12 protein-coding genes are annotated in these 12,807 nt (G+C 66.3%); 8 read left to right on the top strand and 4 right to left on the bottom strand.

Going from position 1 to position 12,807, the window contains the following annotated elements; all coding sequences use genetic code 11:
- Positions 1 to 255: a membrane protein insertion efficiency factor YidD gene (gene yidD / locus SMAL_RS13910; protein WP_005414016.1), complete on the bottom strand. Its 255-nt coding sequence runs from the start codon at positions 253 to 255 to the stop codon at positions 1 to 3.
- A 272-nt stretch (positions 256 to 527) separates the two neighbouring features.
- On the opposite strand from yidD, the gene dksA reads away from it, so the two are divergent.
- A complete protein-coding gene (dksA, locus tag SMAL_RS13905) occupies positions 528 to 1,745 on the top strand; it encodes an RNA polymerase-binding protein DksA (RefSeq protein WP_012511646.1) in 1,218 nt (405 codons plus the stop codon).
- Between the two features lie 391 nt (positions 1,746 to 2,136).
- On the opposite strand, the gene SMAL_RS13900 is transcribed toward dksA, so the two are convergent.
- The 3 genes from SMAL_RS13900 to cysS are packed head-to-tail and all read right to left on the bottom strand — an operon-like array spanning position 2,137 to position 5,264.
- Positions 2,137 to 3,384 (bottom strand): MFS transporter, encoded by a 1,248-nt coding sequence (locus SMAL_RS13900; protein WP_012511645.1) that lies wholly within the window; start codon positions 3,382 to 3,384, stop codon positions 2,137 to 2,139.
- The gene (locus SMAL_RS13895) at positions 3,381 to 3,833 is read right to left on the bottom strand and encodes a SufE family protein (RefSeq protein WP_006378633.1); all 453 of its coding nucleotides are present in this window, start codon (positions 3,831 to 3,833) and stop codon (positions 3,381 to 3,383) included. The genes SMAL_RS13900 and SMAL_RS13895 overlap by 4 nt, the downstream gene beginning before the upstream one ends.
- Positions 3,834 to 3,887: 54 nt before the next feature.
- On the bottom strand, positions 3,888 to 5,264 hold the full coding sequence (gene cysS / locus SMAL_RS13890; protein ID WP_012511644.1) for a cysteine--tRNA ligase: 1,377 nt from the start codon (positions 5,262 to 5,264) through the stop codon (positions 3,888 to 3,890).
- Positions 5,265 to 5,452: 188 nt separating this feature from the next.
- Here cysS and SMAL_RS13885 point away from each other — a divergent pair, with 188 nt between their 5' ends.
- The 7 genes from SMAL_RS13885 (at position 5,453) to argC (ending at position 12,793) form a co-directional block, all read left to right on the top strand.
- On the top strand, positions 5,453 to 6,022 hold the full coding sequence (locus tag SMAL_RS13885) for a glycine zipper 2TM domain-containing protein (protein WP_012511643.1): 570 nt from the start codon (positions 5,453 to 5,455) through the stop codon (positions 6,020 to 6,022).
- Between the two features lie 319 nt (positions 6,023 to 6,341).
- Entirely contained in the window at positions 6,342 to 7,352 is a 1,011-nt protein-coding gene (locus SMAL_RS13880) for an N-acetylornithine carbamoyltransferase (protein ID WP_005410369.1), read from the top strand.
- Positions 7,353 to 7,420: 68 nt separating this feature from the next.
- Positions 7,421 to 8,614, top strand: a complete 1,194-nt coding sequence (locus tag SMAL_RS13875) for an argininosuccinate synthase (protein WP_006378567.1) — start codon at positions 7,421 to 7,423, stop codon at positions 8,612 to 8,614.
- Positions 8,615 to 8,746: 132 nt separating this feature from the next.
- The gene (locus SMAL_RS13870) at positions 8,747 to 9,835 is read left to right on the top strand and encodes an acetylornithine deacetylase (protein WP_006378493.1); all 1,089 of its coding nucleotides are present in this window, start codon (positions 8,747 to 8,749) and stop codon (positions 9,833 to 9,835) included.
- Positions 9,836 to 9,910: 75 nt separating this feature from the next.
- Entirely contained in the window at positions 9,911 to 11,239 is a 1,329-nt protein-coding gene (locus SMAL_RS13865) for an acetylglutamate kinase (RefSeq protein WP_006378492.1), read from the top strand.
- A gap of 4 nt (positions 11,240 to 11,243) precedes the next feature.
- A complete protein-coding gene (locus SMAL_RS13860; RefSeq protein ID WP_012511642.1) occupies positions 11,244 to 11,843 on the top strand; it encodes a GNAT family N-acetyltransferase in 600 nt (199 codons plus the stop codon).
- Entirely contained in the window at positions 11,840 to 12,793 is a 954-nt protein-coding gene (gene argC, locus SMAL_RS13855; protein WP_012511641.1) for an N-acetyl-gamma-glutamyl-phosphate reductase, read from the top strand. Before SMAL_RS13860 ends, argC begins: the two co-directional genes overlap by 4 nt.
- The last annotated feature ends 14 nt before the right edge of the window (positions 12,794 to 12,807 follow it).

The raw sequence follows: 12,807 nt of genomic DNA, 5'->3' as shown, positions 1-12,807 counted from the left end.
TCAGTGTTTTCCTGTGCAACGGCAAGAGGGGGCGTTGGGAGATTCGGGCACTGGATCGAAGCCGCCAGGATGGAACGGATGGCAGCGGCCCAGCCGTCGTGCCGCCAGCCAGCTGCCGCGCAGCGGGCCATGGCGCGAGATCGCTTCCATCGCGTATTCAGAGCAACTGGGTACGAAACGGCAGCGCGGCCCCAGCAGGGGGCTGATGAAGCGCTTGTAGAAGCGCAGCAGGGCGATGAGCAGGCGCGAGATCACCCAGTCATCTTATGCCAGTTGGCATGAAGGCCGCATTTGTGCAGGATGGGCCGTTGGTCGCATGTCGCCAATGGCCTGCGACCGCTCGCGGCACCCTCCAGGTGCCGGACAGGTTCCGTACCGCGCAGGGCGGTCCGTGTTGGTCGGACCGCACCTTGGGCCCGTTGTCTCCTGGACTGAATGGAGTGGGCCACCGAGGTTGCTGCTGCGGGTCGGGTAGGCTATAAAGGCCCGCTTTCCCGGGCCCCGGGGAATCCAAGGAAGAGCGTTTCGTGGCTGCTAAAAAAACTGCAAAGAAGGCCGTAACGGCCGCCAAGAAAACCGCCAAGCCTGTTGTGAAGAAGTTGGCGGCAAAGCCCGTTGCCAAGAAACCGGCCAGCAAGCCGGTGACCAAGGCAGCGTCCTCGCAACCGGCGGCCAGGAAGGCCACCGCAAAGAAAGCGCCGGTGAAGGCAACCAAGCCGGCGGCGAAGAAGGCCGCTGCGCCTGCCAAGGCCAAGCCTGCCGCTGCCGGCAAGAAGGCGCCGGTGCTGAAGAAAGCCGTCAGCAAGGCTGCGCCGGTGAAGAAGGCCGCCGCCAAGCCGGTGGCGAAGAAGGCAGCAGCCAAGCCAGCGCCGAAGGCAGTGGTGAAGAAGGCTGCGGTAAAGCCGGTCGCCAAGCCTGCAGCGAAGAAGGTCGCTGCGGCCAAGCCTGCTGCTGTAAAGAAAGTTGCCAAGAATGTCGCCGCGCCGGCCGTAAAGCCGACTCCGGCCCCCGTTGTGAAGTCCGCACCGAAGCCAGCTGCGAAGCCGGCTCCGGCCAAGTCTGTCCCGGCCAAGACCGCGGCAGTGGCAGCAGCCCAACCGGCTCCCAAGCCGGCCCCGGCCGCCGCTCCTGCAGCATCGACCGCCCCGCAATCCAAGAATCCCGTGCCCGTTTCGAAATCGCCTGCCAAAACCGCCGTGAAATCCGATTCCGCCCCGAAGACCGTGCCGCGTCCTGTCGGCAAGGTCGCCGTGGCCGTCGCCGCCCGCTCGGCCGCGCCGGCCCCGCGCAGCAAGTACAAGGTGGTCGAATACAAGACCGATGAGGCCACTGGCCGCCCGATCCTGCCGGCTGGCTACAAGCCGTCCTCGGAAGAGGAATACATGAGCCCGCTGCAGCAGGAATACTTCCGCCAGCGCCTGCAGAACTGGCGTGCGGACCTGGTGGAAGAGTCCAAGCAGACCATCGAGAACCTGCGCGAGGAAGTGCGTGACATCGGCGACGAAGCCGAGCGTGCGACCCGCGAGACCGAGAACTCGCTGGAACTGCGTACCCGTGACCGCTACCGCAAGCTGATCGGCAAGATCGACAGCACCCTGAAGCGCCTGGAAGCGGGCGACTATGGTTACTGCGTGGACACCGGTGAAGAAATCGGCCTGGAGCGCCTGGAAGCGCGCCTCACCGCCGAGCGCACCATCGACGCCCAGGAGCGTTGGGAGCACCTGCAGAAGCAGCAGGGCGACTGATTCCCGATCGTTGTATGGTCATGCGAAGAACCCGGCTCCGGCCGGGTTTTTTGTTGGGTGGTGGTTGGCTGGGTAGAACAGCGCCTTCCGGGTATCGGGGGGAGCCTGCGGGTGGGTCCGGGCAGGACACGCTGCAAGTACATCCCTGTAAGCTCGGCCGTGGCATTCATGCCGCGGACGGTCCTGCCCGGACCCACCCGCAGGCTCTCGACGGTTTCCTGCGTGCGCGGTTGCTGTAAAGCCGAGCCCATGCCCGGCTCGGGCCGAAGGCGCGGGCTTGGAGGGGGGATGAGAGCAAAGACCGCCACTTCGCTCGCCGGGCATGGCCCGGCGCTACCGGCGCGTGGGCGCGCGGAAATGCTCAGCCGAGCATGGGCTCGGCTCTACAGGTTCATTGCAGGTCGCGAAGATTCAATTTCCGCAGCGTCGGGTTCTTCCACGCCGTGATCCCAGCCACACTCAGCACCGCGAAGCCGCCCAGCACTACCGCCGGCACCAAGCCGAGCAGTTTGGCCATCGTGCCGGCATAGAACGCGCCGAGCTCGTTGGAGGAACTGATGAAAATGCCGTTGATCGACGACACCCGTCCGCGCATCTCTTCCGGCGTGGCCAGCTGCAGGATGGTCGATCGGATCACCACCGACACGCCGTCGAACGCCCCGTAGAACAACAGGATCAGCGCCGACAGCCAGAAGTGCTGGGACAGTCCGAAGCCGATCACGCACAGGCCGAAGCCCGCCACTGCGAACAGCAGGACGCAGCCGGCATTGCGGTGCAGCGGGTGGCGCGCCAGCCACAGGCCGACACAGACCGAACCCAGCGCCGGCATCGCGCGCAGGATGCCCAGGCCTTCCGGACCGTGGTGCAGGATCTCGTGCAGAAATGCCGGCAGCATCGCCACCACGCCACCCAGCAGCACCGAGAACATGTCCAGCGCCATCGCACCGACCATGATCCGGTTGCCGACCACGAAGCGTGCGCCTTCGGCGATGCTCTTGAAGATCGGCGCAGCCGGGCCGGAATGCACGGGCTCTTCCACCTTCAGCGTGGCCAGGCAGCCCATCGCGACTGCCGCGAACAGGGTGGCCACCGCATAGGAAAGGCCCTTGCCAGCGAAACCGACCAGTACGCCACCCAGTGCCGGGCCGGCGATCATGCCGGCCTGGAACACCACCGCACCCAGGCCGGCGCCACGGGCGAACTGGTCGCGGGCCAGTACGCGGGCAAACAGGGCGTTGTAGATCGGCGACAGGAAGGCGCGGACCATGCCGGTCAGCGCAATGGCGGCATAGATCGGCCACACACCGTCAACGGGCAGCCAGCCCATCGCCACGCTGGTCAGCACCAGCGCAGTGGCGATCAGCCCGGAACAGGCGACCATGCCCAACCGGCGGCGCGGCAGGTGGTCGACCAGGTAGCCGGCGAATGGCGCGACGCAGAAGAACGGCAGCACCTCGGCCAGGCCAACCAGGCCCAGCGAGAACGGATTGCGGGTGACTTCGTAGATATGCCAGCCGACGGTGACCGCGACCACCTGGTAGGACAGCATCGCGAAGATGCGGTAGGCCAGCAGCCTGGCGAAACCGGGCCGGGACAGCAGGCCCAGCGCGGTGTCTTCGGCTGTGGCAGGCTCGCTCACGAGGGCTCGCGCTGCAGCTGCGCCTGCGCGGTCTCACGGATGAAGGCCAGCATCGCCGCCACGCCGTTGCTGCGGGTCGGCGACAGGTGGCGGGCCAGACCGATGTCCTGGATGTAGCTGGGCTCGGTGTCGAGGATCTCCTGCGCCGAGCGCCCGGAGTACACGCGCAGGGCCAGGAAGATCAGGCCGGAGACGATGGCCGAATCACTGATGGCGTGGAAGCGCAGCGACTGCGTGTTGCCTTCCGGCACGATCCAGACCATCGACTGGCAGCCGAGCAGGCGATGCTCTTCGGTCTTCCATTCTTCCGGAAACACCGGCAGCTTGCGGCCGAGGTCGATCAGGTACTGGTAGCGCTCGGACCAGTCACCGAAGAAGCCGAATTCCTCGGCGATGGCGGCCTGGGCCTCGGCGGCGGTGGGTTCAAGCGGGAACGGGGAGTCGGTCACAACAGTCTCTACAGTGGGAGCGTGGCCGGCAGGCCGGCCACGGGGCAGGGCAGGTCAGCCGCGCTTGCGCGACCAGCGCACGCCCTGCGGGGTGTCTTCCAGCACGATGCCTTCGGCGGCCAGCTGGTCGCGGATGGCGTCGGAACGGGCGAAGTCGCGCGCCTGCTTGGCGGCGGCGCGCGCGTCTATCAGGCCCTGGATGCGCGCGTCGTCGCCATCATCACCGGCAGCGGTGCCGAACCACTGCGCCGGATCGGCCTGCAGCAGGCCCAGTGCCAGGCCGGCGCCGAGCAGTTCGCCCTTCAGGCGCGCTTGTTCGGTGGGGTCGGTGGCGCGGCGTGCGTCGGCGGCGATGCGGGCCACTTCGGCCAGTGCCTGCGGGGTGTTCAGGTCGTCATCCAGGGTCGCCTCGACCGTGGCCGGGATCGCCACGACCGCCACGACCGACGCCAGCTCGCGCAGGGTGCCGTACAGGCGGTCCAGGGTGCGCACCGACTGTTCGATCAGCGCATCGGACCACTCCAGCGGCTGCCGGTAGTGGGCCGACAGCAGGGCCAGGCGCAGCGCTTCCGGCGGGTGCTGGCGAACCAGATCGTGCACGCGCTCGATGTTGCCGACCGACTTGCTCATCTTGGCGCCGCCGAAGTTGAGCATGCCGTTGTGCAGCCAGAAGCGGGCGAAGATCCTGCCGCCATGCGCGCATTCGCTCTGGGCCAGTTCGTTTTCGTGGTGCGGGAACTGCAGGTCGACGCCACCGGCATGAATGTCGATGGTCTCGCCCAGGTGGGCGGCGGCCATTGCCGAGCATTCGATGTGCCAGCCCGGGCGGCCACGGCCCCACGGCGATTCCCAGCCGGGCAGGTCATCGCTGGACGGCTTCCACAGCACGAAATCACCCGGGTCGCGCTTGTAGGGGGCGACATCGACGCGGGCGCCGGCCAGCATTTCCTCCGGATCGCGGCGCGAGAGCTTGCCATAGCCCTCGAAGCTGCTGACCGCGAACAGCACGTGGCCCTCGGCCGGGTAAGCGTGGCCGCTGGCGATCAGCTGCCCGATCATGGTGATGATCTGCGGGATGTGCGCGGTCACTTCCGGCTCGATGTCCGGCGGTGCCACGCCCAGCGCGGCCATGTCTTCACGGTAGGCGGCGGCGAAACGATCGGTGATGGTGCTGATCGGCACCCCCTGTTCGCGCGCGGCGTTGTTGATCTTGTCGTCCACGTCGGTGATGTTGCGCGCGTAGCGCAGGCCACCGAAGCGCCGCCGCAGCAGGTCGGCCAGCACCCCGAACACCACTGGGCCACGGGCGTTGCCGATGTGCACGTAGTTGTAGACCGTCGGGCCGCACACATACAGGGTCGGACAGGCCGGGTCGAGCGGGGTGAACGGTTCGAGCTGGCGAGTCAGGTTGTTGTGCAGGCGCAGGGTCATGGGGCTGTGACTGGGGGACAAGCCTGTGATTTTAGAACGTGTCGGGGCGCTTTGGGGCGACGCGCTGCTACCGGTGGACCTGAAGCCCGCCCAAGGTGGGGTGGGCAGGAGCGGCGCGGACGGGTAATGTTCAGCCCCTTGCGCTCGCCACTGCCTACACTATCGCCGTGTCCCTGCTCCCGTCGCCAATGAAATCCACCGCGTTGCTGACCCTGGCCTGCCTGTCGGCGCTGCCCGCCGTGGCCCAGGCGCAGGAGGCCGAGCCCCGCAACCGGGTGGTGATCGTGGAGAACGTGAAGTTCGACTACGCGCAGGTGCTGAACGTCGAACCCGTGTTCCAGACCCTGCGTGCGACCCGCACCGAAGAACACTGCGAGCCGGTCTCGACCCGGACCCTGGCGCCGGTCAATGTCACCGGTGAGGAGCCTGCCGAGGACAAGGGCCGGATCGGTCGCTTCTGGGACTCGGTGCGCTCGATGTTCAAGCGCAGCGATGAAGAGGGCGCGGAGGAGACGGCGGCCGAGACGCCCGCGCCGGCCCCGGCGCCGGCCAACAACGGGCCGATGCTGACCCGCGACTGCCGTATCGTGCCGGTCGGGCGTGAATTCCGTCGGCCCATCGCCTATGACGTGGACTACGTCTACAAGGGCACCAAGTACCGCTCGCGGCTGCCGGAAGACCCCGGCAACCGGCTCAAGGTCCGGGTCTCGATCACCCCATGGGTCGGTCCCGAACAGAACACTGCCAGCAATCCCTGATTCCGCGACCCACGCCCCTTGCGCCGGTCCCGGCCGCATGCAAAGATGCCCGGCCATGAAGCTCACCGACTTCCAGCACGACAGCAGCGCAGCCCGACAGGCGTCGGGCATGACCTCGCGTGCGCGTCGACCGGAACCCCACATCCTCGCTGGGTAACCGGAGCTTTTTGCTGTTCGTCCGAAAAAAACCCAGCCCACCGGCTGGGTTTTTTCGTTTCCGCGTCATGAAAGCTGCAACTGCAACCTTTTCGTACCACCTTTGGTTCCTGGTTTCCCTTCCACCGCGTCGACCTTCGGCGCCGCCACGCAAGGAAAGATGATGTCCCCCAAGCACTTCCTGAACACCCAGGACTGGAGCCGCAGCGATCTCGACGCGCTGCTGACCCAGGCCGCGCTGTTCAAGCGCAACAAGCTCGGCGACCAGCTCAAGGGCAAGTCGATCGCGCTGGTGTTCTTCAATCCGTCCATGCGCACCCGCACCAGCTTCGAACTGGGCGCGTTCCAGCTCGGCGCCCACGCGGTGGTGCTGCAGCCGGGCAAGGATGCGTGGCCGATCGAGTTCAACCTCGGCACGGTGATGGACGGCGATACCGAAGAGCACATCGCTGAAGTGGCCAAGGTGCTGGGCCGTTACTGCGACATCATCGCCGTACGTGCGTTCCCCAAGTTCATCGACTGGGCCTACGACCGCCAGGACATCGTCCTCAACAGCTTCGCCAAGTATTCGCCGGTGCCGGTCATCAACATGGAGACCATCACCCACCCGTGCCAGGAACTGGCCCACGTGATGGCGCTGCAGGAGCACTTCGGCACCCAGGACCTGCGTGGCAAGAAGTACGTGCTGACCTGGACCTACCACCCGAAGCCGCTGAACACCGCGGTGGCGAACTCGGCGCTGACCATCGCCACCCGCATGGGGATGGATGTGACCCTGCTGTGCCCGACCGCCGACTACATCCTCGACGACCGCTACATGGGCTGGGCCGAGCAGAACGTGGCCGAGAGCGGCGGTTCGCTGAAGATCAGCCATGACATCGACAGCGCCTACGCCGGTGCCGACGTGGTCTACGCCAAGAGCTGGGGCGCGCTGCCGTTCTTCGGCAACTGGGAACCGGAAAAGCCGATCCGCGACCAGTTCAAGCACTTCATCGTGGACGAACGGAAGATGGCGCTGACCAACAACGGTGTCTTCAGCCACTGCCTGCCGCTGCGCCGCAACGTCAAGGCCACCGACGCGGTGATGGATTCGCCGCAGTGCATCGCCATCAACGAAGCCGAGAACCGACTGCACGTGCAGAAGGCGATCATGGCGGCTGTTGCCGGGCGCTGATTCCCAAGCATTGAAACAATCCGCCGGGCATGGCCCGGCGCTACCCCACCTGATTGGACATTACCCCCATGAGCAACAAAGACGTCGTTCTCGCCTTCTCCGGCGGCCTGGATACCAGCTTCTGCGTGCCGTACCTGCAGGAGCGTGGCTACAACGTGCACACCGTGTTCGCCGACACCGGCGGCGTGGATGATGAAGAGCGCGATTTCATCGAAAAGCGCGCCGCCGAACTGGGCGTGGCCAGCCACGTCACCGTCGATGGTGGCCCGGCCATCTGGGCCGGCTTCGTCAAGCCGTTCGTGTGGGCCGGCGAAGGCTACCAGGGCCAGTACCCGCTGCTGGTCTCCGACCGCTACCTGATCGTCGATGCCGCGCTCAAGCGCGCCGCTGAACTGGGCACCAACATCATCGCCCATGGCTGCACCGGCATGGGCAACGACCAGGTGCGTTTCGACCTGGCAGTGAAGGCGCTGGGCGACTACCAGATCATCGCGCCGATCCGCGAGATCCAGAAGGAACACACCCAGACCCGTGCCTACGAGCAGAAGTACCTGGAAGAGCGCGGTTTCGGCGTGCGCGCCAAGCAGCAGGCCTACACCATCAACGAGAACCTGCTGGGCCTGACCATGTCCGGCGGTGAGATCGATCGCTGGGAAGCGCCGGGCGAGGGCGCCCGTGGCTGGTGCGCACCGCGCAGCGAATGGCCGGAGCAGGCGTTGACCGTCACCCTGAAGTTCGTTGAAGGCGAAGCCGTCGAACTGAACGGCAAGGCGTTGCCGGGTGAGCAGATCCTGGCCCAGCTCAACAAGCTGTTCGCTCCCTACGGCGTCGGCCGTGGCGTCTACACCGGTGACACCGTGATCGGCCTGAAGGGCCGCATCGTGTTCGAAGCGCCTGGCCTGGTTTCGCTGCTGGCCGCGCACCGCGCGCTGGAAGATGCGGTGCTGACCAAGCAGCAGAACCGCTTCAAGCCGGACGTGGCGCGCAAGTGGGTGGAGCTGGTGTACGAAGGCTTCTACCACGACCCGCTGAAGACCGACATCGAGGCCTTCCTGAAGTCCTCGCAGGCCAAGGTCAACGGTGAAGTGGTGCTGGAAACCCGTGGCGGCCGCGTCGATGCAGTGGCGGTGAAGTCGCCGCACCTGCTCAACACCAAGGGCGCCACCTACGCGCAGTCGGCCGACTGGGGCGTGGAGGAGGCCGAAGGCTTCATCAAGCTGTTCGGCATGAGCTCCACTGTCTATGCGCAGGTCAACCGCTGAGCGGTTGACCACGCATTCCGCCTTAACCCTGCGCCGTTGGCGCGCCCCCTTCAACAAGAAGGGGGCTCTCCACCAGACGCATCACGGTAGCGCCGGGCCATGCCCGGCGGAATCCCACAGGATTGTTGATTCATGCTTGAACAGACGCTCGATCACCTGCAGGCGCTGGTGTCCTTCGACACCCGCAACCCGCCGCGTGCGATCACCACCGGTGGCATCTTCGATTACCTGCGCGACAACCTGCCCGGCTTCAACGTCGAGGTGATCGACCATGGCGCCGGTGCGGTCAGCCTGTATGCGGTGCGTGGCACGCCGAAGTACCTGTTCAACGTGCACCTGGATACCGTGCCGGACTCGCCGCACTGGAGTGCCGACCCGCATGTGATGCGGCGCCTCGACGACCGCGTGGTAGGCCTTGGCGTATGCGATATCAAGGGCGCGGCCGCCGCGCTGGTGGCCGCGGCCAACGCCAGTGATGGCGATGCCGCGTTCCTGTTCTCCAGCGACGAGGAAGCCAACGATCCGCGCTGCATCGCCGCGTTTCTGGCCCGTGGCATTCCGTATGAAGCGGTGCTGGTGGCCGAGCCGACCATGAGCGAGGCGGTGTTGGCGCACCGAGGCATCAGCTCGGTGCTGATGCAGTTCTCCGGTCGCGCCGGGCATGCCTCGGGCAAGCAGGATGCGGCCGCCAGCGCACTGCATCAGGCCATGCGCTGGGGCAACCGTGCGCTGGACCATGTGGAATCGCTGGCCTCGGCGCGCTTCGGCGGCCTCACCGGCCTGCGTTTCAACATCGGCCGCGTCGAAGGCGGGATCAAGGCCAACATGATTGCCCCGGCCGCCGAAGTGCGGTTCGGCTTCCGCCCGCTGCCGTCGATGGACATTGATGGCCTGCTGGCAACCTTTGCCGGTTTCGCTGAGCCGGAAGCCGCATTGTTCACTGAAACCTTCCGTGGTCCCAGCCTGCCGGCCGGTGACATCGCCGAGGCCGAGAACCGCCGCCTGCTGGCGCGCGACGTGGCCGACGCACTTGAGCTGCCGATCGGCAACGCGGTGGACTTCTGGACCGAGGCCTCGCTGTTCTCGGCCGGTGGCTACACCACGCTGGTGTTCGGCCCGGGTGACATCGCCCAGGCCCATACCGCCGATGAGTTCGTAACGCTGGACCAGCTGCAGCGCTACACCGACGCCGTTCACCGCATCATTGCTGCCGGCGCCTGATCGACCCCACAACGCCGCCGTGCTCCGGCACGGTGGAACTGCAACGCGGCGACCGCCGCCTGTGACGAAACCGAAATGTCTCCTGCCCTCCAGCCCCACCGCCAGACCCGCCAGACCATCGTGCGCCTGCTTTCCAGCATGGCCAGCGCGAAGGAGATCAGCCAGTACCTCAAGCGATTCTCGCAGCTGGACGCCAAGCGCTTCGCCGTGGTCAAGGTCGGCGGTGCCGTCCTGCGCGACGACCTTGACGCGCTGACCTCGTCGCTGTCGTTCCTGCAGGAAGTCGGCCTGACCCCGATCGTGCTGCACGGCGCCGGCCCGCAGCTGGATGCCGAGCTGTCCGCGGCCGGCATCGAGAAGCAGACCGTCAACGGCCTGCGCGTGACCTCGCCGGAAGCGCTGGCGATCGTGCGCCGGGTGTTCCAGCAGTCCAATCTGCGCCTGGTCGAAGCGCTGCAGCAGAACGGTGCGCGCGCCACTTCGATCACCGGCGGCGTGTTCGAAGCCGAGTACCTGGACGTGGACACCTACGGCCTGGTTGGCGAGGTGAAGAAGGTCAACCTGGCGCCGATCGAGGCCAGCCTTCGCGCCGGCTCGATTCCGGTCATCACCAGCCTGGGCGAGACCGCTGGCGGCCAGATCCTCAACGTCAACGCCGACTTCGCTGCCAACGAGCTGGTGCAGGAGCTGCAGCCGTACAAGATCATCTTCCTGACCGGCACCGGCGGCCTGCTGGACGAGCAGGGCAACGTGATCGACTCGATCAACCTGTCCACCGAGTACGACCACCTGATCGCGCAGCCGTGGATCCACGGCGGCATGAAGGTGAAGATCGAACAGATCAAGGATCTGCTCGACCGCCTGCCGCTGGAATCGTCGGTATCGATCACCCGCCCGGCCGACCTGGCCAAGGAGCTGTTCACCCACAAGGGCTCGGGCACGCTGGTGCGCAAGGGCGAGAAGGTGCTGCGCGCCACCGCGTGGGAGCAGCTGGACCTGCCGCGCCTGAAGCAGCTGATCGAGTCGAGTTTCGGCCGTACCCTGGTGCCGGACTACTTCCAGAAGACCACGCTGCTGCGCGCCTACGTCAGCGAGAACTACCGCACGGCGGTGATCCTTACCGACGAGGCCGAGGGCGTGTACCTGGACAAGTTCGCGGTGCTTGATGATGCGCAGGGCGAAGGCCTGGGACGCGCGGTCTGGAACGTGATGCGCGAGGAGACGCCGCAGCTGTTCTGGCGTTCGCGCAATGGCAACCCGATCAACCATTTCTACTACGCCGAATCCGATGGCTGCTACAAGCAGGGCCACTGGAAGGTGTTCTGGTACGGCGCCGATGGCATCGACCGCATCAGGACCTATGTCGACCATTGCGGCGTGCGTGCGCCGAGCCTGGAGGGCTGAACACATGAACCATGCCGATTGGACCAGGGTCCCTACGCTGGCGGGCACCCATGCGCGGCTGGAGCCGCTGCAGATGGGGCATATCGATGGCCTGCGCGGCGCGCTCGGCGATGGCGCGTTGTCCAGGCTCTGGTACACCCAGGTGCCCGATGCGAAGACCATGACCGGCTACGTGCAGGCGGCGCTGCAGGCGCAGGCCGAAGGCAAGGTGCTGCCGTTCGTGGTGTTCGATGCCAACGACCAGATTGTCGGCACCACCCGTTACTACGATCTGCAAGCGGACGTGCCGCGCCTGAGCATCGGTTACACCTGGTATGGCGAGTCGGCGCAGCGCACCGGGGTCAATACCGAGACCAAGCTGATGCTGCTGAGCCATGCGTTCGAGCGGCTGGAGTGCCTGAGCGTGGTGTTCGAGACCAGCTGGTTCAACTTCGCCTCGCGCACCGCGATCGCGCGCATTGGCGCCAAGCAGGATGGCGTGCTGCGCAACCACCGCCGCCACCCCGACGGCACCCCGCGCGACACCGTCATCTTCTCCATAATCGACGCGGAATGGCAAGGCGTGAAGCGCCACCTGCAGCACCGCCTGGACAGCCACGCATGAACGATTCGACTTTCACCCTGGGCATCGTCGGCGCCCGAGGCCATACCGGTGCCGAACTGATCAAGCTGGTCGCTGCGCATCCGCGGCTGCAGCTGGCCTTCGTGTCCTCGCGCGAACGCGCGGGCCAGCGCCTGGCTGACCATCATCCCGAGTTCCAGGGCGAACTGCGGTACGAGAACCTGGACGCCGACGCGGTGGCCGCCAAGGGCGTGGACGCGGTGATCCTGGCCCTGCCCAACGGCCTGGCCGCTCCGTTCGTGGCCGCGCTGGAAGCGGCTAAGCCGGACACCGTCATTGTCGACCTGTCGGCCGACTACCGCTTCGACAATGCGTGGTACTACGGCCTGCCGGAGCTGACCCGCGGTCGCTACAACGGCCAGAAGCACATCAGCAATCCGGGCTGCTATGCCACCGCGATGCAGCTGGCGATCTACCCGCTGCTGGACCTGCTGGCCGGTCCGCCGCAGTGCTTCGGCGTGTCCGGTTACTCCGGTGCCGGCACCACGCCCTCGGACAAGAACAATGTCGAACTGCTGGCCGACAACCTGATGCCGTATGCATTGACCAACCATGTGCATGAGCGCGAGGTGTCGGTGCAGATGGGCGTGGCGGTCGAGTTCATGCCGCACGTGGCCCCGCATTTCCGTGGCATCACCCTGACCGCCAATCTGTGGCTGAATCGCGTGCAGACCCGCGAGCAGATCGTCGAGCGTTTCCAGCAGGCCTATGCCGGCGAACCACTGATCGAGGTGGTGGATGAAGCACCGTGGGTCAGCCGCATTGCCGGCCGCCACGGTGCCCAGGTCGGTGGCTTCACGCTGGCCCCGGGCGGCAAGCGGGTGGTGGTGGTGGCGACCCTGGACAACCTGCTGAAGGGCGCGGCCAGCCAGGCCATGCAGAACCTCAATCTCGCACTGGGCATCGACGAACTGACGTCGATCCCGCACTGACCACGCTTCCGGAG

The sequence above is a fragment of the Stenotrophomonas maltophilia R551-3 genome (assembly GCF_000020665.1).
Taxonomy (GTDB): Bacteria; Pseudomonadota; Gammaproteobacteria; order Xanthomonadales; family Xanthomonadaceae; genus Stenotrophomonas; species Stenotrophomonas maltophilia_L.
Note: the sequence above shows the minus strand (reverse complement) of the source record. Positions and strands in the feature narration are given on the sequence as shown.